The organism is Tunturiibacter lichenicola (assembly GCF_051013355.1).
GTDB classification, from domain to species: domain Bacteria; phylum Acidobacteriota; class Terriglobia; order Terriglobales; family Acidobacteriaceae; genus Edaphobacter; species Edaphobacter lichenicola_F.
Map to the genome: position 1 here is coordinate 5,219,248 of NZ_CP132944.1, position 22,037 is coordinate 5,241,284.

Consider the following 22,037-nt stretch of genomic DNA (forward strand, 5'->3'; position numbering starts at 1 on the left):
TCTCGCAGACGGAGTGTTGGGCCAGGCCAATGACGCAGTCACCGGAACTCGGCTTATGACGCTAAACCTCCATACATCTGGAACTGAACTATGCAACCGCCGGCAGTGTAGCCCGGCCACTTGATCGTAGCGGCATATAAACATCTCCGCTCACCCATAGTCGATGCAGCAGGACGGCCAGTTTACGGGCGACCGCTATCACTGCGCGTTTCTTCCCGCGTTTGCCTCCGTGCTCAGCCAGCTTCATGCCCCATCGGCGCAGGTCGCTGTCGACTCCCCAGGGGCCGAGAACGTGGTGCGCAGCCTGCACCAGAAGTGTTCGTAGGTAAGGATCGCCCTCTTTGCTGATGTGCATCTGCGGCTCGCTCTGTCCCGAGTTACGCCTTCCAGGTTGGAGACCCACGTAGCAGGCGGCATCCCGGCTCTTGCGAAAACGGTGTGGATCTTCCAGCGTCAGCATATAGGTGAGGGCGATTAGCGTTCCCACTCCCTTGATCTGCTTCAGCCGCTCCGCTTCTGGATACTTATTCCGCGTCATGGACTCAAGCAGGTGGTCGTACTCGCAGATCCGTTCGCTGACCGACTCTATCTCTCTCATCATCGGTTCCAGTGCACTCTTCAACTCCGGACTCAGATCCTGGGCCGCCTTCGGCTTCATCCCGCGTGCGTTGCATCCGCGGAGCCGCTCTCCGTAGGACTTCGTCAGGCCGCGCGCCGCGTTGACCAACATCGTCCGTGCACGCACCAGAGCGGCTCGCGCACGGATCACCGTCAGGTCCGCTTGGGCCTCCGCGCTTCGATGCTTCACTGGACACAACAACTGTGGATCGATCCGTACCAGTCGCGCAAGCGTTCTAGCGTCGATCCGATCATCCTTGCGCCTGCTCTCCCCGATCAGTCGCACGCTGCGAGCGTGCGCCACGATCGCCTCATGACCGAGCTCGCTAAGCAACCGGCTTACCCACGGTGAATGCGTTCCGGTCTCCAGTGCGATACGGCTCCGAGGCATCGCTCCGAAGATCTCTTTTATCGCCTTGGGCGTCGTGTTCACCCTCTGCTCCATCAGGACGTCACCTGCTTCATCGAGCACGCAATAAAAGCTCGATCTGTCGCCCAGATCCAGACCGACGGTCAGGCGTCGGTCCTGCTTGTTGAGTGTCTGCTGCATCATCGTAGTGGTAAGCTTCTTCATCGCCGGTCTCCTTGTCTCCCGCGCTTCAAGCGCGTCGATAACTTGGGAGCTTAACGCATCCCGCTGGAGACCGGCCTTCTCATCCCATCTGATATGGAGTGACCGTGTCAATCTGTGCGATTTATGGGTATTCGTTGTTGTCGTTTTCGTCGTTGTTCGAGGACAGAGCGAGCAGCAGTCGGGGCAGTTTTCAGCGACGATTGATCAGTCTGATATTCGCGGGTCGGAACCGCATAATCTTGATCCGTCGGGAGCTGCCTCTGACTGTTGTCGCGAGTCCGGCTGAGCCTGTCGCATAGGCCAAACGAGGATTCTCCTTCGTGCTTGCCCCATCTGCTGCTGGCTCTGTGCTCGATTTGGACGACGATGTTCACCAGTGGTTCGCTTTCGTTTCTTCTTCTCAGGGAGGTTCTTGTTTCTTCTCAAGCTGCTCTTCGTTGCATAACAGTGGCTTCCGCTTTGGTTCCTATGGCCCAGATGAAGCCCAGCAGTTCGCGGCCCACCGCTGTGACGATCTTCCTCTTATCTTTACCCGCGGCTGCCAGTCTCACGTATCGCTTATGCAGTCGGTGTTGTGCCTTCCATGCAATCTCATTAGCCCCTTCCGACGCGCTCTGCTGTCGTTTCCGCAACCCAGCCCAGATGGCAGGAGGACGTTGATAACTCCATGCCGCTTCGACGACGATCCGTCTGAGGTGAGCGTTGCCCGTCTTCGTGATGCTGCCTCTTCGAGTCCGCTTGCCACTGGAGTTCTCGCTTGGCACAGCGCCGCAGTAGCCCATCAGTTCTCGAGCACCTGGAAAGCGAGAGACCTGGCCCAACTCTGCCGCGATCGTCACCGCCGAAATATGCGCGATGCCGCGCAATGCCTGCAGATCCGTGATGACTTCCTGCAATGCAGGCGATGCCAGCTTCACCGCTTCCACGATAGCCTGCTCAAGTCGCAGAACGCGTTCTCGCATGTGCTCGACCTCATGCAGATAATCGAGTCTTGTTGACTCCTGGGCCGCCTGCGCAAAGCGTATCTGCGAGACCCAGATCAGATGGAGATGGGTCCACGCTCTCACTCCGGACGGCGGACGGTGACCTGAACGCAGTAGAAACTTACCCAGTCGATGACGCGCTCGCAGTTCATCCTGCTTGGCCGCCTCACGAGCACGAACCAAATCACGCAATGCCTCGGAACCCTCGTCAGGAACCCAGACCGCTGTCAGATCGCCAGATCGATAGCTCCGCGCCAGCTTCTCGGCGTCGCGCCGATCGGTCTTCACCCGGTCGCCAGCCTTCACCGGGACCAGCGACGGGGCGATCACCTCGCACTGCACACCCAACTCCGCCAACTGCCAGTAAAGGACATAGCCAGTCGGCCCGGCTTCATAGCAGACCCGCAGCTTCTCCACTGGGCCAAGCTTCTTGATGAGCTTGCGTACCGACTCCATCCGGTTCGGAATGGTGCCAAGACTTCGCACCTCGCCATTTGGTTCGGCGATCGCTGCAGCAATCGTTTCGGCATGGACATCCATGCCCAGAAATCGTAACTTCTCCTTCATGACCGGCTCCTTCCGCTTGTGGCTCTGAGCTGTTCGTCCCTTCGGACGCTCACAGCTTAACCCACGTCAGCGCATCGCGCCGGTCACTCCATGATGACTGTTCTCGACAGTTGAGAGCCTAGCCTTTAACCACATTCCTGGGCTGGCCGACTAATCGTACAGATGTAAGCTCGATCGTGCTGAGTGAGATGGGTCAGTTGAATTGCTAGTTCCAGCATCTCGTCGCGGAATCTGACATCGTGGCGCTGTCTCGTTGTCAGGTTAAGGATGTGAGCGAACCACCGTTTTCGATCCTTCTTGCAATGGTCCTCTATTCACTCCGTTCTCAGCGCTTCCATCGGCTCTCTCTTTCCTGCGCGTATCGCCGGTCCGAGGGTAGCCCCCAGCAGGACCACCAGCAGGACCAGCAGGACTGCAAGGTAAAGCCGCAGATCATCCGGTTGCACCCCGTACAACTGACTGCGTAACAGCCTGTTCGCCACCAGCGAAACCACAGTACCGGTCGCCAGGCCTATCGATGCTGGGACCATCGCCCGCCGCACGAAAAAACGTGTGATGTGAGCCCGTGTCGCTCCGAGTGCCATCCGGACGCCAATCTCCTGCGTGCGCTGCGCAGCAAGATACGAGACGACTCCATAAATTCCAATGCAGGCCAGCAGCAATGCGACCCCAGCAAATGACGCAACTACCACTGCGTTCAGCCGTGGTTGCGCCACAGCGTCGCCTAGTAGCTGATCCATCGTCTCGATCTCGCCTACCGACTGCTGCGGGTCTGACTGGTATACCTGCTCGCGGATCGACTGTGCCACTTGTTCCGGCGGCACCTTCGTCCGCACCAGAAAGTAGCGATGCCAACCGCCATTGGCGTTCGCAGGCCAGTAGACAGCCGGTCCAGGCTCCGCCGCGATCGCTCCTGATACCCCTCGCACATCAGCAACCACCCCCGCGATCTCGTGCGCCTGTCCATCCAGGAGCAGATGATCCGATTGGATTCCCTTTCGGCAGAAACTCCCGCACCAAGGCCTCGTTCACCAGTACCGGTGGCACTGTTGAGACCTGGTCCGCTGCGGAAAACGCTCTCCCTGCTAGCAGTGGTGTCCCGATCGCCACCAGCAGATTCCCGGCGATATTCCGGTTTTCCGCGCTGATTGCCGGTTGATTGGAAACTTGCGGGAGCCAGTCCGTGTCGAAGCTGCCGCGCACATGAAAGTCGGTCATCGGCGGCGAACTGATCTGTCCCGCAGCCTCTACTCCAGGGAGATTTTCAATTCGTTGTTGCACGTCGTTGTAGAAATTGCGTACCGCTTCCGGCCTCGTGTTCCACGGTAGCGCCACCCGAACCGTCAGCAGGTGTTCCGGCTCAAATCCCAGTGGCTGCTTCATCAAGTTCCACAGCGAGTCCGCCAGCAAAGACGCACCCACCAGCAGCACGAGAGACAGACCTACCTGCACCCCTACCAAGACGCTGCGCAACCAGTTGCCCGATGATCCTCCGAGGCGTGTCTCACCCTGCTTGAGCGCCGAATGCAGCTGCACCTTCCGTGTCTTCACCACCGGAACCACTCCGAACACGATTCCAGTTGCCACCGAGATCAGCAGAGCGACCCCAATAACAATCCCGTCCATGTGAATCGTGCCCGGCCGCCCCAGAATTCCCGGCAGGCTGGTAGCGGCGATGCGAGTCAGCACGAATGTCAGGAGGATTCCCGTAACGCCGCCTGCCAACGCAAGGAGCACACTCTCCACAAAAAACTGAAAAGCCACGCGCCGTCCCGAGGCACCCAGCGCCCGCCGCAGAGCGACCTCTCGCTGCCGAGTTGTCGCCCGAGACAAGAGCAGGTTGGCCACATTGATGCAAGCGATCAGCAGCAGCAGCGCCGACGCGATCAGCAAGACCACCAGTGCCGACTGTACCTGACCGTACCGGTCCTCGCGCAGCGTCTCGCTCGTGAACCGCCACGCGCCGTCGCTCGACGGATACTCCCTCCTGAGTTGCTCCCCGATCCGATCCAGATCTGCCTGAGCCTGCGCCAGGGTCACGCCCAACCGCAACCTCCCAAATACATTGGTGTCCCGCAGTCCGTCGCCCCGATCATTGCCCCAGTTATTCGGAGTAAACTGCGCCGCGTGCCACAGGTCCACGCCTCCCGGCGCAGAAAAACCTTGCGGCATCACGCCCACAATTGTCGCCGTCTGCTGATCCAGCTTCACCTGTTCTCCGATTATGTTCGGATCGCCTCCGAAAAGCCGCTGCCATCCGGGATAGCTCAACACCGCGGTTCGCGGGGCATGGGGCACGTCGTCTCTCGCATCGAATACCCGCCCTAGCATCGGCGCTGTGTCGAAGACATCCCAGAATCCTGCATTCGCTCCCGCTCCCTTCACATAGATAGGCAACTTCTTTCCCGTAATGAGGGTGCTCTCGTCGAAGTAAAAGACTGCCAGACTGGAGAAGCTCCGGTTTCGCGCTTCAATGTCATAGAATCGCGGACCCGTCATTAGCCCCCCAGCCGACCGCCCGGTAATCCGTGTGTCGTGAATCGCGACAATTCTCTCCGACTGTGGATAGGGCAAGCTCCTGAGCAGCGTCGAATACACCACCGTAAACATCGTTGTCGCCGCCGCAATGCCCAGTGCCATCGTCATCACTACGACGAGCGTGAACCCCAGCGAACGCCTCATCTGTCGCAGCGAGAATCGCGTATCCTGCGCCAGACATTCCAGCAAGGGCAATCCCTCCTCTGCGTGGTACTGCTCTCGGATCGCCTCCGCGGCGCCAAGCTTCATCCGCGCCTGCCGCCGCGCCTCTTCCTCGCTCATTCCGGCCTGTATATTGGCTTCCGCCTCGCGCGCCACGTAGTCTTCCAACTCTTCACGCAGCCTCTGATCGCCGCGCCGGCCAGTGACAAGATTGCGCAGACGGATCAGGAATCGATTGAGAGTCTTCATGCCAGGTCCTCGGCCTTCACTTCAAAGAAGCGGGCGATGATCGCCGCCGTCTGCTCCCAATCGCGCTTCTCGGTTTCGAGGAGCTTGCGACCCGCGGGTGTCAGCCGGTAGAAGCGGGCACGACGGTTGTTTTCAGAGGGGCCCCACTCCGATGCAACCGCCCGTTCTTGCTCTAGTCTCAAGAGGACTGGATAAAGCGTTCCCTGATTGACAAGAAGGATGTCTCCACTAATCTGCTCGATACGCCGGGCAATGCCATATCCGTGGAGTTCCCCCATGACATCTAGGGTCTTCAGCACCATCAGCGCCAGCGTTCCCCGTTGTACGTCCTTTTTCGGTTTCATAAAATCTAGTGCCGCCACCCTTTACATTTTGGTTACCAACAGGAGCATCTCACAGTCCCATTGGGAAAACAACAGAACCGGTAAAAGGGAATATGGACGATGCGGCGCTCCAGGAGTTAGTCCGATTTGCTCACTTTCAACTTGCAATGCGAAGCATGATCAAATGATTTCGACGTCTTACGTTTGTCGGAGAGTCTGTCTTGAAGTGTCGGAGTGACGAGCGCGACATAGATTTGGCTGCAATGTCCTTGGATACCCTTATTCACCTGAATTAATTGCAGGCAAATAAGGGGCCGATAGGAGTCATGGCCGCCTAATATTTGGACTTAGCGGAAGTTCACGCGACGCGGTTTTACCTGAATAGACGATAGCAAGGGAGCGGAGGCCCCGTCTGCTTCATGATGGCGAGCTCTGTAGCACCATTCAACCTCGTGGGTTCGACCTATCATGGCAACAAATCAGTTGCTTACTGCCTTGCGAACCTTTTAAAACGCCCATCGTCAGGCGCGGCACGTCGAAAATTTGTAAATTATTTGACTTTCCGCCTCCCGGCGTTCATCGTCTTGGTTTATATTCAGGTCTTCAGTCACTCTAACCCTAAGCCATTGGTAGCCATTACTTCGTTCTTCTAGTCTAGGCCCGATTCGCAGATGATCTAGCAGAATTGACCGCAGCCTCGGCGGTAAAGTCTGTCCTGTGCGGAGCCACCATGGAATGTGGAACTTCAAACCCCGCTAAGCGCGTGGTACTCCCCCCGCAACCCGTTTTGTCCTTGCGTCGTCCTGAGTCTACTGATGACCTCCTTTCACTTTTAAACAAGGGATCCAGCAACCAATTTCTATCGCTCGCTGACGTGGGGCTGATCGTGCTCCTCGGTCCTAAGCGTTCGCATTTGGAGGTTCGCGAGCCCGAGCCGGTTGTGTTGGTGCTCAACGCCGACAAGAAACTCACCAAGGCACTTGGAATCGCCCGAAAAGGAGCCGCAGGTCTGACGGGGACCTATAGTGCGGTCCCAGCCGAACGCCTGGCGCGTGACCTGGCTTCGCTCGTGGCTCAGTCGATAGAGGCGCCCCCCAACCAAGATTGTGAATTGATCGACGGTCATCATTTGATCGGCGAAAGTCCAGACATGCTTGAGATCAAGTCCTACATCTCCCGTGTGGCCCCAACGAGCAGCAATGTGCTCATCACCGGAGAGACAGGCACCGGCAAGGAATTGGTCGCCGAATTGGTGCAGAAGAACAGTCCCCGCCGCAACGCGGGATTCGCTTGTTTCAACTGTGCCGCGATCCCCGATAGCCTGCTCGAAAGCGAGCTCTTTGGTTACGGGCGTGGCGCCTTTACCGGAGCCCACTCGGCGTATGACGGCAAGTTGGAGAGCGCTGACGGCGGAACTGTTTTCTTCGATGAGATAGGAGACATGAGTATGCAAGCCCAGGCGAAGGTCTTACGCCTGCTCGAAAACAAAGAGATTCAGCCCCTGGGAGCGAAGCGGCCTCGCAAAGTCGATTTTCGGGTCATCGCGGCCACAAATCAGGATGTCGATTCGCCCGAGAGCGCCACACGCTTCCGCCGCGACCTCTACTTCCGCCTTAACATCGGCCGCATCCATATTCCCCCACTTCGAGAGCGACCGATGGACATCCCGTTGCTGCTCTCACACTTTCTAAACCATTTGAACGCGCAGTTCGGCCGCCAGGTTGAAGGATTCTCCAAGACGGCCTGGGATCACCTGATTGCTTATAAATGGCCGGGAAATATCCGCGAACTGAAGAACGTGATGGAGGCGCTTTTTGTTAACCTGCCGCGGGGTCGAGTCGCTACCCTCGAACTGCCTGAGAGAATGCAGCGCCAGATGTCGTCAGCCGCAATCTTGCCGCCGGACGAACAACTTGAGTTGGTGCGCGCGCTTCGCTCCGCGGATGGAAATAAGAGCAAGGCGGCCCGCCAGTTGCATTGGTCACGTATGACCCTCTATCGGAAAATGGCGAAGTACAGTATGGAGCCGGTCCCCGGCAATAGAAAACCGGCTTCCCCAGAAAACCTTCGGCCGGAGTAGCTATTGCGGCTGGTGCACGGTTGTTGTGGTCTGGCAGTCCGAGCACCAGAACCCGAAGAGAACACCGTTAAATCGCATCCTTCCAAACGGCGTCATGCCGCTGTCGATCGACGCAAGAAAGCGCATAATCTTCTGGCACAACGGACAAATCGGAAACGCGTCGAGGTTAAGGAAGGGCGGGAAACCGCCGACTTGGTGCCGGCCGAAGCCTGCGGCTGACTCTATACCAAAACCTGCCTGCGCGGGATGTAGTTCGAGTTGCAGGGAGAGTTCCCCCGGCACGATGTTGCGGCCTGATCCTTCCTTACCCTTAGAACCGACGAGAACCTTCACACCTCCTGGGACCATCTGCAGCAGGATCGCACTCAGCGTGGAGCAGGCGCATCCAAACCAATAAAAGGACGGATCCAGTGCCCCGCCGGGATGAAAAGGCAATGACGCGGAGCGCAACGTAAGAACGCGGTCCGCAGGTGTCGAACACTTCGGACACAGAGGCGCCTCGCCAGGCACAATCCCTCCCATGGCATGGGGAAACTCTCCTCTGCGACGCACGAAGCCTCGCAGTGCAGGAGCATAGACGCTTGCGGTGGAGCCGTCTGGCATGAGCCCGGCAATTTCAAGCGCGCCTGACCAGGCATATCGATCCTCCTGCGGCACATCTTCCCCTAGCTCAAACAGAGTCCTGGCCGCCCTCAAGGTGTGAAAGCGCCCCATGGATTCAAGCCAGCCGGGCTTGCGGTCCTTCCGGTACTTGGCGGCCAGATCCCTGACCCAATCATCGGGACCACCGGCCAGCATGCTCAGCCGCAATGCCGGATCGTCGATGCGCTCAGAATATGCCCTCATCCGCTCGGGAAAGTACACAGCAGTCTGGTAGATCACGCTGTAGAGTGGTGTTGCGTCCGAGGGATTGGCAAGATACAGGCCGATGATCCGATCGATTAGTTCGGGCGGAAGGAATTCGACCAAGTTGGTCGCGGCACCAATAAACTCCTCATCCATCTCCAGAAACCGCTCGACGATTGCCTTTTTTTCTGAAGCGAAGCCGCTGAGCAGAGCTAGGTAGTTGGCTCCGTAGTCAGCGACGAGCGCATCTCTGGTGGCAAGCAAAGTCTTGATAACCTTCGCCGCACCTAGATCGGGCTGCGTGCCCAGGGCGGCAGAAAGCTGATCGACTTTCTGTTCCACACTCAATGAATCGTTTTCGACAATGGTTTTAATTATGTCGCTCATAGGTCACTTAGCCATCCTCAAGAACTTCTGAAGCAGATCATTCATATCCTTGCTGTAAGGATAGATGCCGCGGCTCACACTACGTTCATACAGATCAATATAGGCGATGACTGTTTCTCTCGTCAGTGTGCCTTCGGCGTAATGCGACGTCAGCTTTACGCCGAAGTCGCGCAGCGACGCCGCGCCAAGATCCTTCGCGTCCGCTGCAATCTGCGCTGGATTATTTCGACTGCCGAACGTTGGGCTGTAGTCCTCGTGGAACTTGGCTCGGTCGACAATCGTCAGTCCCTCGTTGTTGATGCGGGAGATCTCTGCGTTGGTCAGTGCGAACTTCCTGATCTCGTCAGGGCGGAGAGCACGCTTTAGTCTCGCTGCCTCCTGGGCATAGATGCGATCCTGAATATTCTGCACGAGGGCTGCACGAGAAGGAATGTGGTCTCCGGTGAGTTTGTCTCCCCGAACTCCACGTTTCTTCACCGTGGTCTCCGCGTAAGGCGCAACCTCGCCTTCTCGTATCGCCGCCTTCGGATCGACCTTTGGTATTTCTGCTAGAGCATCCCTCAATTTTTTGGGTAGTTTTGCGCATACAGCACCGTCCGAGTGCCGACACCAGTTGCCGTTCGGCTGTTCGAACCACTCATGCTTGCCGATTGTCGCGCGGCGACCGGGTGCCGTGCCCTCAAGCAGATGTGGATTGTCCGCCAGGTACTCAAGCTGAGCCTCGGCATCGTGAGGCGTAAGCGCCTTGTTCTCTACGTCTTTGCTCGCGTCCACGGCTGCGTCGCGCGATGCCTTTGATTCTGTGAGTGGTTCGAGCTCGCGCTCGAGGAGAGACTCGCCTTCGTGGGCCGCGAGCTTCCCTGCCCCTTTCTCGCCAAGCTCCTCCAGTCCTTTCTGGCCAAGACTCGCCGTTTCCTTTTCGAACAACTTGCCGAAACGACCGAACATCCGCTCTGTAAACGATAAGAGCTTGCCGCCAAGCCTGCCGATGGCCTCGCCGACCACCTTAAGCGCGCCGGCGGCGGCCTGTTTCACAAGCTTGAAGAGGCCCTTGGCACCATCGATCAAGTAGCGCGCGAGCTTCCCAAGTAATTTGAAGGCCCGGCCCAGCACCTCCATCGGCCAGTTGATAAACCGTGCAATCGCCATCACCACAGGTCCTGCGGCTACCCACCCCCCGGCGGTTATGAAGTCAAGCAGAAGCTGGAAGACGATCGTTCCACCAAGCCAGCCCAGCTTGCTTCCGACCACATCCTCAGCGACGTCTGACATAAACCATTTTGTGAACGCGCCTGCCAGTTCCCCGCCCTTCGTCTCCATGGCAGCGAGCATCCCGTGCCATGCTTCGCCAAGCTTTTCGGTCAGTGCCTCGAAGGTCGTGCCCCCGCTCGCGCCAAAGTACTCCTTTGAGGCGTCCAGGAAGTTCGTCGTGATCACCGTGACGTCCGGGCCTATCTCGCCGGCGAAGTCCTGCGCCGAGTGCCCGAGCTCCTGCTTGTCTTTCGCATCTAGTGCAACAGGGGCTTGACGGGGCACGATATCGCCGTCGGCCGACGGCGCAGGGCCACCCTGTTCTGCGTCCGGAGCAGCCTTCACAGGAGCGGCCATCGGGATTCCACCACCAGCCGGAGCGGCTATTGCGGCAGTGCTGGTTGCCGCAATAGGTGGTGAGGCGTTCTTCGCGCCGCTTGCACCAGAGTCAGTACTTGAACCGCCGGCGCTATCAGCAGCAGAGCGAGGAACTTCGGAGATCACCTTGGTTCCCGCTCTGGGTAGGCCGATTACATCCGCGGCCAGATTCTCAAAGAAAGTCTCGACGTAGTTCAACCCTTCCAACACAGCCCAGATGGCACGGAACGGATCGGCAATACCATCCCAGATCCCTTCAAGAAACCCCTTGACGAAGCCTATAAGGAAGTCCGGACTCGCACCGCTGACGATCTTCGCAAACTTGTTACTGACAGCCTCCTGCTCCTCGTAAGTAGCCTTGGCCATGCGCTTCAGGAAGCCGACAATGCCCGATTTGAGCAGAGGCCACATCAGGCCAAAGATGATGACGTTCGGGGCCCCCTCAAGGGCCTTGATTACGATTTCCAGAAGAAACTTTAGCAGTGGCTCTTTGATGCAACGGTTTAGTTTGCGCCACGCCCACCCCGCCAGGATGAGCGGGATCATCGCTGGATTCAGGATCGCAACCACGACAGAGGAGAGAACCTCCTTCCATGGAGCAACGTAGTCAGATATCTTCTTGCCGAGGTCCTTGACTGCTGCGACGCCCTGGCGGAAGGCGTCACGGCCCCAGGCAACGAACTTGGCGATCTTTGCCTGAACGGTCTGGAACAACGTACGCACCACTTCAAGCAATGGGAGACTTGTCAGGTTCGACACGAAGCCAAGCACGCTCTCGGCCAGTGAGCCGGCTGTATCTGCAAGCCAGCTAAAGCCCTTCTCCATCGTCGTGTTGAACCCCTGGACGGAATCGACCAATTGCGGCAAGTAGGTATCCTTCATTGCGCGTGCGTTCTTCGCGATGTTCGGATCGTCGCGGTGCTCCCACAGCCACTCCACGGTTGAGACGACCTTCGGCCCTTCCTCGACAATCAGCGAGATCTGTCCCATCGGCGTCAGAATTGACAAGGTCTTTGTGACCTTGCGCAGAGGTGCAGCGATCGGGGCCAGTCCAGCCTTGATCTCCGTCCATGCGGCGGAGGCGTGCTTCTTCACCCAGGCCCAGACGCCCGTTTCGTCGCCGCCCAGGCCCAGCTTTTGCGCCACCCAGTCCCAGGCTGCGCCAGCCTTTTCGCGCACCTTCCGCACCCAGCCGGAAACCGTATCCGAGATCTTCTGGATGCCGGTCCACGCTCCGCCCAGCACGGTCTTCAGCACCTCAAATTGAGGCGCGAGAACCGCGACTTCGAACTTGGTAAAGGCGTCGTCGAGCGCCACCACACCAGCCTTAAGCATCTTCAGTTCCGGACTGTCGAGGAACTTCTGCGCAACCTCCCGGATTTTGCCGAGCATCTCGGCAAAGGCCTTGCACGTCTTCGAGTCTCCGCTAAATGCGCCCTTGATCGAGTTGAAGGTGCGCCCGAACCAGGAGCGCAATCCAGCCACCGGCCCAGAGAGATCGACCGCAGCCAGCAGCGAGGGTAACCAATCTTTTACGAGCCCTTCGACGTGTCTCTTGAAGTAGTGGAAAGGGCCTTCACGGATCAGGCTCGCGAGCTCGGGTGAAACCTCTGCAACCAATGCTGAGGCGGTTTTTTGGATAAGGCTGGGGTTGTCCGCCTCGTCGCGTTGAATAGATTTCGCCGTGGACGCCGGCAGGCCGGGCGGCGCGGGGGCGGCAGGCGGTTGGCCGCCACCGGGGGGCCGTGCAACATCAACCACCGCCTCGGCGGCCGCGATAACTGGGGGAACCACTGCCGGAGCGGTCGCAAGCACGCGATCAGCGGCCAGATCGGCCTCCCGCTCGAGCGGATCATCCGGATGCCCGATGACTACGCTCGCGATCTTTCGCACTACTTTTACGGGTGCCTGCCCTTGGCTCTGCTGAACAGTATGCGCCAGTTCATGGGCAAGCAGTCGACGGCCGTCGCTTCGGGACGGGTTGTACTTTCCGGAGGCGAAGTAGATATCCTGACGTGTCGTGAAGGCGTTCGCGTTGAGCGCCTTGGCCGCTTCCGCCGCAGGCGCGTCAGTGTGAACGCGCACTCCGCTTAGATCGTGCCGCAAGCCGGTCTCCATGTCGTTGCGAGTGCGGTCGTCGAGCGGCTCGCCACGGCTGTTGTCCGGGATCACTTTGTCTTTGATCTCAGGCAGTGGTGCCGCTGCCTGTGGTTGCGCGATACGAACTCCGAGTGTGCTTGTAAATGCTCGGACATCGGTCAACAGCGGGCTTTCGAGGGTTTTGCCGACGGCCGGACTGCGCTGTAACGTTTCGTCCTCGGCGCAGCTCTGGCAGCTGCGCTGGATGTTGCGCGCGGATGGGGTCTCGGCCGATGTGAACTTCGATTCCTCAAATCTCAGGACGCTGGCGTGATTGCCGATGCTTCGCTGCAGGCGCAGTGCCGGGTGCGACAGTCTGGGCATGGCGCTACCCACGGAAGCTGTCGCATGCAAATCCTGCGCATGGTCATGGACATGCTCGCTATCGGCAGTACGGTCCGCATCAAGGACCCCAGCCGCCGACCCCGCGTTCTTCGTCGAGCGAAGAATGCCGCTGGTAGAGTCGGGCGCTTTGACCAAAGCCTTTTCCAAGATGCCGTCCTGTCCAAGTGCATTGGCCTTCGGCTAGCCCTTCTTGTCGGAAACGCCCGCCGGTGTCACAGCTTTGCGCGGGGCTGCAGGAATGGACTTGGGTGCGCCGGCTAGAGAGTTCGACTTCGTGGCCTTCCTTGACCCCTCACCGGAAACGTCCGTCGCGCCTGTGTTGGCTGTTCTGATCTCCGATACCGCTGGTGCTGCGGAAGCAGCAACAATGCCAATGGCATTTTCGAGACTCGCCTCTGAGGCTCCGTCCGCGCTGGTCACGGTAAGCGTTCGCGGACCGACAGCTGCGGTCGCCGCGACACTAAAAATCAGGCTGTACGGATCAGCCATCGTCGCACCCGGTGTGAACGACGCGACCGTCACTCCTACTCCGAGGTCGGCTTTCAGAACAGGTGGCTGAGTCACCCCAGCTGCTGTTTGAATCACCACGGTCGTCGCAACGTTTTGCGCGCCTTGTGAAATCGCCTGCGGGTTCACCGCGGGCGTAGCGCCAGAAATGCTGGCCACCTGCAGTCCGTTCGAATTGCAGCCGAACCAGTAGTTCCCGAACGAGATTACGATGCGCCGACACTTGCAGTTGTCAATCGAAAGAATGGTCCCGTCGGCTCCAACCATAACTTGCGCCAGCACGACCCATGGTTCGGACGGGCACGGTGGGCAGTCAGGCGTGCCAGTTTGGCCTAGCTGGTCGAGACTGGGCGGCGGCGTATCGCCGTCCGGGCATGAACTTAGAACGCCGATTTCGTATCCATCTTGCAGGCGCGAGTACTCACACGTGTTGTCGTTGCAGCCACAACCCATCGGCTGTACACGGACGGGCCGCGAGCGGCATTCCCTGTACTTCACGGCGATGTACAACGGCGTGTTCGCGGTCCGTGGTTGGTAGACGTCGGTGCACCAGGGATCGCTCGCCTGGACGCACGGGTCCCCTGTGACACCGGTCGTAGCGCCAATCCGGACGTCGATCGCCCGACAGCAGTCTAGGATGATCTCATCCCCATACGGTCCGAGCACGTAACCCGATGTGACCGTAACCATCCAGGGTTGGTAAGAGGCGATGTTGTCCGCCGTCACAGAAATCGGCGTAACGCATACCTTGGCCCCGCATACGACGCCCCACCCGTGCATCAGCCGGTTGTGCCTGCGGAACTTATTGCGGAAGTAATCCTGTTCCAATGTCAGGTCGTCAGGCGTAATGATCTGCCGTGGATAATATCTTGGCCGCTCCGCCACCGAGGTGTCGCACAGCGACGTTGCCCCACAAGCACTAGCGTTTGTCATGGTTCGTCTCCTTCAAAACTTCAGCCTTTGCCACCGCGTGCGTAATCCGCCGATGGGGTCTTGTTCAGACACACCAGCAGGTCGAGCAGCAGGTCGTTGGTGTAAACAATCGGGCGGACGGCTATGTTAATGTCATTGGCCGCAATCGTCGCGCCTACTGCTGGAAGGTGAATGTTCGCCAGCGGGATGCAGGGGTCGTCAGGACAAGCTCCACAGGCGCCGGTCACATATTGAGCAAGAGCGGTGTAGTTGATCCGGTTGTTGGAGATTAGGTCCTGGATGCCGCAGTCTGTATTCACGTCGGGCGCCTTGCCGGGCAACATGCGCAGCTCGTAACTCTCGCGGATCGATCCCGGTGAGCAGAGCGCGTTCTGATCGCAGTCGCCGCCCAGCGCAGGTACAGGATCCGACTGGCACTCGTGGTAGCAAAGCGTCAGTTGCACCCAGCTTGCTGGGTCGCACTCCGACGGAGGATTGTCGCCTCCAGGCAAGTTCGGCACTGGCTGAGGCATCGAGGTGACTGGAACGATAGTCTCGCGACCCCACTTGTCGATCGCTACCCCCGCCAACACAACAACACTTTTGCCATCCGGTGCGACTCGCACGTCCAGCCCGCAGACGACCCCGTAGCCTGTGATGAGGCGGTTGAGCAGACGCCGTTTGGCGTTGAAGTAGGTCTGCTCCATCTCAAATTGGGATACGTCGAGCAGTTTGCCGTAAAAGTATCGGTTGCGCACGAAGGTTGCGACGTTACAAAAGCTGGTGCTGCTGGTCTGATTGCTTTCCATAGCGTTTCTCCAATGTCGAATGTCCACTTAACTCACCAGCATGTTGACTCCCAATCGACTCTGACCGTCGATGCGTAAAGGGGGCGGCCCGCCCAGGCCGGTATCGATTCCGAGCTTGAAAGACTCTCCAAGGCGCAGGCTGCGGGAGGCGCCTCCGACAACCGTGTCGATCCCTAGTCGCGCCTGATACCCAACCCGCATCCCAGGTTCCACCACACAAACTTCATAGCTGGTGTGGGCCGGCTTCTGCTCATCGATTACGGATCGCACCAAAGGCAGAGTCGCAGCGTCGTTCAGTTGTCCGCGGTATAGCAGCACGACAAATCGGAATGCGACATCCTCAAACAGTGGTGCGCCGAATTCCGCATCTGTAATTAAATGTGACTGGTCAAGCACCGCAGTGCTGCCAACAACGGCTCCCTGCGCCTCGGCGGAAGCCAGCATGGTCGTGTAGCCCAGGATTGAGTTGTCGGTATCAGTCCAGTTCAGAGACCCGGCGGATGAAGTTTGCGACGCGCAACCGGAAACGCCAGGCGCTGGCAGAGCCCAGAGATTCGCAGTGGTTATCGGCTCCTCGATAACGGCGTCTACCCCGGCAAACTCCTTTAGCGCCGTGCGCAGTCCAGCAGAGGTACCTGTCTGTGCGTACCGAGCGAAAGCGGCAGCGATGTTACTTCGTGTCGTCGCGACGTCCCAATCCTCTTCCGGCGTAAGAGCCAGCCAGCCTGCGAGCCATGAAAGATACCCGGCTGGCGCAGCTTTGGGATCGAACAATGTAGGCATGCTGTCAATTGAGCCTTCGAGATCGTGGTTGAAACTTTGATAAAGAGAAAGCAGACGTTTTAGAAAGTCCTTGCATCCGTCGGGCTTTCGGTAAATCGCCGGAAGGTCTGCGATATAGGAGCGTTGGTCATACTGCACCTGTAACTGGCTTATGGTTGGTGTCGCGTGCCCATCGCCGGAGAACAATGCGCCAATACACAGGTAGCGCGCCGCGGCATCGCCAAGGGTGATGTCCAGCACATCCTCGGGCTTAGCCGCCCATTCAGTGCCAGCGAACGGCATCGCTGCCCCCTGCATAGGAGATGGAACCGCCAGCGGATCGTCCGAGGTAGAGATGAAGAAACGCAGGTGAGCTCCAGACGGCAGCTCGTCGCAGATCGATTGCAGGCGGTACCAATAGGGTTTTGCCAAAGGAGTAGCAATTGGACCGCTCCAGAAAAGCCCCTGCGTCGCATAACCCCCAGCCAGGAGCAGTGAGGTTGGGGCAAGGCTCGCCCCGGTGTGGACAAGAAGATTGCCTTTCCCGTCGAGCGCCAGCGCGGCTACAGGTCCCTCGTAGCCTACTGCTACGCCGTCAAAGCTGTAGCCGCTGGCTACGTCGAACTGTAAGATCTGACGGCGGGCATTATCGCCCACGTACACCTTTGAAGCGTCCGCGACAATACCCATCGGCGCCACCAGAAGCCCATCGCCAAAGTGCACCGGGTGACCTTTATCGTCGAGCAAAGGCTTGCCCGTCGCAGCCACAACGAAGATCGACTTCGAGGGGCCGTCCACAATGTAGATCGTGTCAGTACCGGCCGCGATATCGACCGGGCCAGTCAGTATGTGTGCCGCCTCGAGCGTAATCCAGAACGATGGGTCGAGATCGCCAAATACGCCGAACTTGACAACCCGTTGAGCGCCATAATCAACCACGTAGACTGCTCCCACCTTGTCCTCGGCCAGCGTCCACGGCGTCACCAAACCGGATGTCGCGCCACGGACCTCGACCGTTTGGCCCGTCTCCGCATGCAATAGCAGGATTTCATTGCCATTGCCATCACTCTCCACCACCATCAACGCACGACGCAAGGGCGAATACACAAGGCCACGCGGACCTTGCAATCCCGACCGGCACAGACGGACCTTTCCATTGCATGAATCGATCGCGAGCAACCGGCCATCTTCAAAATCGGTGTAAAAGACAGTGCCGTCGGGGGCGATCGCGATACCCGCCGGCCCATCCGGCACCGGCCGCGCGGCGAGCGCACCGGAGTCTGTCGTCGCCAGAGGGAGTGACCGGAGACGCAACGCTCCGTCCGCGTACAGTTCCAGGCCGTCCCACTGGCTGCCTAACCATTGACCCTGCCGATTCAGATACACGAAATTCTTATCGCTCCCATCTATCATGGCTATGACTCCACTCCCATCCAGACCACGTTCCAGTTGTTCGCACCCAGAATTTTGATCCCCTCCACAGCATTTTCCTGAAAGCTGCTGAGAAAGCCCGGCGGATTGACGACTCCATCTGTTTCGTCAGTCAAGTCAGGAATGAACATCTGCAGATCGAAGCCATCTGCTGTGGGGTTCATAATGTTGACATAACCGTCCAGCACAAATGGATTCTGTACGGCCGCGAAGGTCATCGCTTCCTGACTGGTGAACTCACGATCCCCCACCACGTGCGCGGAGTAGGCCGGGGGCATCTGGAATTGACCGGACGTCGTATCCACATGCGTGCCCAATCCGATCACCATCTGTCCCCCCGTTTGACTATTCATAACGCTCAAGGTCGACCAGCCGCCGGTGGCACCTCCACACTCGATGCGTGGCTGCGTGTGTTGCCGTGCATCCCGCCGCTGGGCGACCGAAAGCGGCTGGTAGAGCTGGCAGTTGCGGACCTCCGCGCGAGCCAGCACAATGCGCATGTTGGATTGCACCTCGACCTTCAACTGCGCGTCGAGCGGCTGCAGGTTTGCGCCCAGCTGGATCCAGCAGAAGTTTGGAGCCTCGCGCAGCGCAACGGCGCCAGCCTGTGAGCAGATGCCTTGCCTGGTTTCCGACTCGACCAGGTCCGCATCGGTGCGATAGGAGACGGTCAGGTCATAGTAGACCGAACCGCCATTGCCATCATTCGCCACTGGAGGCACAGGCTCAACGTGCTGTACGGTGAGCACGATCTCCCGCCCACACGCGTCGAGTGCGTAGCCGGGCTGAATCGTTACCATCCGATCTCCTTTGTTACCGGAGACGCCGTATCCGTTACCTACCCCTGGCTTGTGTAAGCTCTGGTTGTGAAGCCACCGCATCTCGCGGTTGAACGATTCGAGCGTCTGCAAGTCAGAGGCGAAGAGTCGCTCACCGTTGAAGAACTGCTGCCGTTCGAGGAACTGCGTACTGCCGAAAATCGTCATCGTCATACCCCTAACAACATGACTTTCTGGTGTCTGACCTCAGGCACCGATTGCTGCCTTGACGCGATTCGCAGCCAATCCATTCAACAAAAAATGGAAAGGATGTCGTCCGACGCGGCGTACCAACTTCGCTTGCCCGGTTCAGGTCAGCAAGCTGAAGCCGATCCGCCGCGAGGATGCGGAAGAGGAACTGGTTAGGCTGCGGCTGTTCCACATGTGTAATCACCAGGGTGCTTGTTGTGACGTTTTCGATGCCCAGGTCCACTCCGCGCAGTGTCGCAAAGTAGCAGGGGGTCGCTCCAAAACCTCCGGCAGAAGTATCGACTACCGTCTCAATACCGAGCCGTCCCTGCGATGAAAACCAGATCTGCCAGGATGTGTTTCCGGGAATGGTGGAGCCGTTGGCAAGATACGGTCGTTCTTCGGCAGGCGGGATCAGCATCTTGAATGTGCTGTCCCGCCTGGCCAGCGTCTTGCTCTCGTAGTCGATCCTCACGAGTGGGACGCCAGCACGCGGCGTAAAATTCGTGGACGGGACCCAGACGAACTCGAGCGCCCGCCCGTCGACAGAATCATCGCAACCACCCAGGCAAACCTCCGCGTTTTCGCCCCGACTCTGTATATCGGTCGGCTCACTCGCACGCACCACTAAGGTGAGTGACGGACCCAGCGGCTCAATTGGCAGCGGAACGTTCATAGGCCGCGTCAAGATCAACGCTCTGCCATAGCAGTCATGCGCCACACCCGGCTTGAAGGTGAACCCGTCGAGATGAACGGCGCTATACTGCGTGGCCTCGAAGCCGAAGGAAACTCCATACGCATGATGCACGGCGCGATTGTGCCACTGTCGCAGCTGTAAATCGGTTTTTACCTGTTGGTCCAGATCGTACGAACGCAATAGCTGACCCTGCCAATAGCGGATCCGTTCGAAGTCTCTCGCTTGCGGCACGTTGCTCATCGCGTCACCTCGATCGTGTGCTGACCCGCTGCGACCAACCAGGTCGGAGCAACGCAGACGTTCCCGCATTGGGGGTCGCACTGGCAGCCGTTGACTTCGAGAGCCAAGGTCGCAATGTAGTCGACCCCGGCGACGCCGCCGATGACCTGCATAATCTCCGCACGGTAAACATCGCGGCCGAAAGGCCACCCCGTACCACCGAGCCCGCCTGTGAGCGGATCCAGAAACTGATTGATCATGTCGGTTACGCGTTGTTGCACGCCCGCCAGGCTTGATCCGGCCAGCGCGACAATGGTCGCCTGCACCGCCACTTCGATATAGGTCGGTGCCACGACCTTCAGGCGAGAGCCGATGATCCTGCGTGAATTCACGTAGTTGGCCACTGCCTGGAGCAGTTCCGCGCTCGGCACCGGCCTCCGGATTGGGAGGTAAGGCAGTATAACCAGCGTCACCTGCCCAGGCGCCGAGAAGCACGGAAACGACGGGTGATGGTTGGCCCAGCCCTTTACCCGCGCAACATTTCTGCCCGGCGTCTCGAGTGCGAACTGCTCGTAGTCATCAAGTGTGACCGCACGCTGCGGTTCCTCGAAGATCGTCGTGGCACGCACAATGGCGAGGTCGAGCGACTCCGCGCCGGCGCCCCCTGAGGCGGCAACAGGATTGTCAGCGGTTACATTCGCAGCCAACTCGTTGTAATTCGGAAGCAGACATCGATTGTGAGGCGAGTCGAGAAGCGTCCACCTAAGAGCTGCCCGTACGTTCCCGGCCTCCGCCGCGGTGCCCTCCCATGCCGCATAGAACGTCGCCCCGAGCGGCGCCGCCAAGCCATGTTCACCATTGCCGAAAGTAATCGTGCCCGCTGTGGCGTCGAGCGTAAAGTGCCTGTCGGCGCGGCCGGAGGCGTCGAAGTCGGGCCGACTTACCCAACCGTATTGCTCGCCGTTTTCGATGCTGAACACGATGAGGCTGAGAGCGACTATCGGCGCCTGCGGAAGCGTGATCGTGTAGTCAGGTGTGCCATTACTGGTTCCTATCGCAGCGCACTCGAGGACGATGCTCCCTGCACCGGTCGGCGTGGCAGGCGTGAACGCTAGAATTCGAAGCTGCGGCCCGGTTTCAACAAACTGGAGTGCGATGACCTGACCTTGGCCGCCAAGTCGCACATGAATTCCCGCCACATCACCTGGAGGAGTTGGAGGAGAAGCTACTACCCCTGCCGCAATTACAAATGTGGTGTTGCCCACAGGAGTCGTCTGGTAAGCCAGAATCGTGTTGGCGAGCACGGTAGTGACCACCGGCGGAGCGTCATACGCGCCCGCATCGAGCCGCACCCGCAGGTAGCTGAGAGGCATCTTGACCTTGCCGACGATTCCGGGCAATCCAGCTACCGACGGCGTGATCACCACAGTTCCAGTCAGTGTGAAGCTGGCCGTGTCATCGGACACTGCCCCCGTCAGCGAGGCCCAGCCAGACGCCGTCAAAATCTCCCATGTCAGACGAACCCCGGTAAACGTGATTGGCCCTGGTTCGGGCATCGTCGGAACCGACTGACTGGCGCTCTTACACAGGCACGGCAGTGTAACCGGGGCGCAGGCCGACGCTCGCGCCTCCGCTGCCGCCAGGATGCTCCCGCGCTCTTCCGCACCGGACCGCGAACCGTTCAGTTGGAAGTACAGGGTCAGCGATTGTGCCGCCGCCAGAGGCTGGTCAAAGCCCAGATACAGTTCTGTCCCCACCGCCGCCGCGCTGCCGAAGATACCCACGGGAAGGCCGCGGAGGCAGTTGCTGGTTTGGTCTTGGAAGCCGCCGGCGTCCAATACTTGCACTGCCTGCAGACTGCCCGGCGCGATCGTCAACGGGCGCGAGGTCTTGAATGGTGTGACCGTTCCAGAGACGTCCGTGCCGCTGAAGATCGCGCCCGCTGCTAGTGGCATGGACGGACTTCCGGCGGGCAGGGAGAAGCGAAGCGGCATGGACGCAGCCAGCGGAGGCTGCGGTGAAACACCGACTAAAGAAAGAAATTTAAGGCGCGCCCGGTCCGAGATCCGGTTCACTTCGAAGATGTCCATCTCCGTGACGGAAGCAAGCAACTCGATCAGAGTGATCCCAGGATCAGACGCATTCTGGTCCGTCCACTCCGAACCGTAAAGCGGGATCAGCGCGCGACCCTCGTCGACTAAGTCGCTCCACCGCCGGTCGTCGAGATTTGGTAATAAAAGGGGCATTTCGTCT

The 22,037-nt window shown here is 59.0% G+C and carries 14 protein-coding genes; 1 reads left to right on the top strand and 13 read right to left on the bottom strand.

What is annotated here, in order from left to right; translation table 11 throughout:
* Positions 1 to 88: 88 nt before the first annotated feature.
* The 5 genes from RBB82_RS21825 to RBB82_RS21845 form a co-directional block, all read right to left on the bottom strand.
* Positions 89 to 1,192, bottom strand: coding sequence for an IS110 family transposase (locus tag RBB82_RS21825; protein WP_433971894.1), 1,104 nt, complete (start codon positions 1,190 to 1,192; stop codon positions 89 to 91).
* A gap of 422 nt (positions 1,193 to 1,614) precedes the next feature.
* Positions 1,615 to 2,742 carry an IS110 family transposase gene (locus RBB82_RS21830; protein ID WP_433972835.1) on the bottom strand — a complete coding sequence of 376 codons (1,128 nt, stop codon included), beginning with the start codon at positions 2,740 to 2,742 and terminating at the stop codon, positions 1,615 to 1,617.
* 314 nt (positions 2,743 to 3,056) lie between these two features.
* Positions 3,057 to 3,671, bottom strand: a complete 615-nt coding sequence (locus tag RBB82_RS21835; protein WP_433972836.1) for an FtsX-like permease family protein — start codon at positions 3,669 to 3,671, stop codon at positions 3,057 to 3,059.
* Between the two features lies 1 nt (position 3,672).
* The gene (locus tag RBB82_RS21840; RefSeq protein ID WP_433972837.1) at positions 3,673 to 5,691 is read right to left on the bottom strand and encodes an ABC transporter permease; all 2,019 of its coding nucleotides are present in this window, start codon (positions 5,689 to 5,691) and stop codon (positions 3,673 to 3,675) included.
* A complete protein-coding gene (locus tag RBB82_RS21845; RefSeq protein ID WP_433972838.1) occupies positions 5,688 to 6,035 on the bottom strand; it encodes a PadR family transcriptional regulator in 348 nt (115 codons plus the stop codon). Before RBB82_RS21845 ends, RBB82_RS21840 begins: the two co-directional genes overlap by 4 nt.
* Before the next feature lie 865 nt (positions 6,036 to 6,900).
* Here RBB82_RS21845 and RBB82_RS21850 point away from each other — a divergent pair.
* The gene (locus tag RBB82_RS21850) at positions 6,901 to 8,094 is read left to right on the top strand and encodes a sigma-54 interaction domain-containing protein (RefSeq protein WP_433972839.1); all 1,194 of its coding nucleotides are present in this window, start codon (positions 6,901 to 6,903) and stop codon (positions 8,092 to 8,094) included.
* Here the strand turns inward: RBB82_RS21850 and RBB82_RS21855 are convergent, their stop codons facing one another.
* From RBB82_RS21855 to RBB82_RS21890, 8 genes are read right to left on the bottom strand one after another with little or no spacing between them, the layout of a single operon-like run.
* Entirely contained in the window at positions 8,095 to 9,327 is a 1,233-nt protein-coding gene (locus tag RBB82_RS21855; protein ID WP_433972840.1) for a hypothetical protein, read from the bottom strand. It lies immediately after the preceding gene.
* Positions 9,328 to 9,330: 3 nt separating this feature from the next.
* Entirely contained in the window at positions 9,331 to 13,587 is a 4,257-nt protein-coding gene (locus RBB82_RS21860) for an eCIS core domain-containing protein (RefSeq protein ID WP_433972841.1), read from the bottom strand.
* A 33-nt stretch (positions 13,588 to 13,620) separates the two neighbouring features.
* Positions 13,621 to 14,880: a hypothetical protein gene (locus tag RBB82_RS21865; RefSeq protein WP_433972842.1), complete on the bottom strand. Its 1,260-nt coding sequence runs from the start codon at positions 14,878 to 14,880 to the stop codon at positions 13,621 to 13,623.
* Between the two features lie 20 nt (positions 14,881 to 14,900).
* On the bottom strand, positions 14,901 to 15,668 hold the full coding sequence (locus RBB82_RS21870; protein ID WP_433972843.1) for a hypothetical protein: 768 nt from the start codon (positions 15,666 to 15,668) through the stop codon (positions 14,901 to 14,903).
* 27 nt (positions 15,669 to 15,695) lie between these two features.
* Positions 15,696 to 17,843 (bottom strand): phage tail protein, encoded by a 2,148-nt coding sequence (locus RBB82_RS21875; protein ID WP_433972844.1) that lies wholly within the window; start codon positions 17,841 to 17,843, stop codon positions 15,696 to 15,698.
* Positions 17,844 to 17,845: 2 nt separating this feature from the next.
* Positions 17,846 to 18,847, bottom strand: coding sequence for a hypothetical protein (locus RBB82_RS21880; protein WP_433972845.1), 1,002 nt, complete (start codon positions 18,845 to 18,847; stop codon positions 17,846 to 17,848).
* A 10-nt stretch (positions 18,848 to 18,857) separates the two neighbouring features.
* Positions 18,858 to 19,805, bottom strand: coding sequence for a hypothetical protein (locus RBB82_RS21885; protein ID WP_433972846.1), 948 nt, complete (start codon positions 19,803 to 19,805; stop codon positions 18,858 to 18,860).
* Positions 19,802 to 22,030, bottom strand: a complete 2,229-nt coding sequence (locus RBB82_RS21890; protein ID WP_433972847.1) for a putative baseplate assembly protein — start codon at positions 22,028 to 22,030, stop codon at positions 19,802 to 19,804. The genes RBB82_RS21885 and RBB82_RS21890 overlap by 4 nt, the downstream gene beginning before the upstream one ends.
* Positions 22,031 to 22,037 lie beyond the last annotated feature (7 nt).

What these genes read in the sequence shown, in the direction of transcription:
- RBB82_RS21840 (WP_433972837.1), bottom strand. Translation starts at nt 5,691, where the DNA reads ATGAAGACTCTCAATCGATTCCTGATCCGTCTGCGCAATCTTGTCACT.
- RBB82_RS21870 (WP_433972843.1), bottom strand. Translation starts at nt 15,668, where the DNA reads ATGGAAAGCAATCAGACCAGCAGCACCAGCTTTTGTAACGTCGCAACC.
- RBB82_RS21890 (WP_433972847.1), bottom strand. Translation starts at nt 22,030, where the DNA reads ATGCCCCTTTTATTACCAAATCTCGACGACCGGCGGTGGAGCGACTTA.
- RBB82_RS21880 (WP_433972845.1), bottom strand. Translation starts at nt 18,847, where the DNA reads ATGACGATTTTCGGCAGTACGCAGTTCCTCGAACGGCAGCAGTTCTTC.
- RBB82_RS21830 (WP_433972835.1), bottom strand. Translation starts at nt 2,742, where the DNA reads ATGAAGGAGAAGTTACGATTTCTGGGCATGGATGTCCATGCCGAAACG.
- RBB82_RS21855 (WP_433972840.1), bottom strand. Translation starts at nt 9,327, where the DNA reads ATGAGCGACATAATTAAAACCATTGTCGAAAACGATTCATTGAGTGTG.
- RBB82_RS21875 (WP_433972844.1), bottom strand. Translation starts at nt 17,843, where the DNA reads ATGATAGATGGGAGCGATAAGAATTTCGTGTATCTGAATCGGCAGGGT.
- RBB82_RS21845 (WP_433972838.1), bottom strand. Translation starts at nt 6,035, where the DNA reads ATGAAACCGAAAAAGGACGTACAACGGGGAACGCTGGCGCTGATGGTG.
- RBB82_RS21865 (WP_433972842.1), bottom strand. Translation starts at nt 14,880, where the DNA reads ATGACAAACGCTAGTGCTTGTGGGGCAACGTCGCTGTGCGACACCTCG.
- RBB82_RS21825 (WP_433971894.1), bottom strand. Translation starts at nt 1,192, where the DNA reads ATGAAGAAGCTTACCACTACGATGATGCAGCAGACACTCAACAAGCAG.
- RBB82_RS21885 (WP_433972846.1), bottom strand. Translation starts at nt 19,805, where the DNA reads ATGAGCAACGTGCCGCAAGCGAGAGACTTCGAACGGATCCGCTATTGG.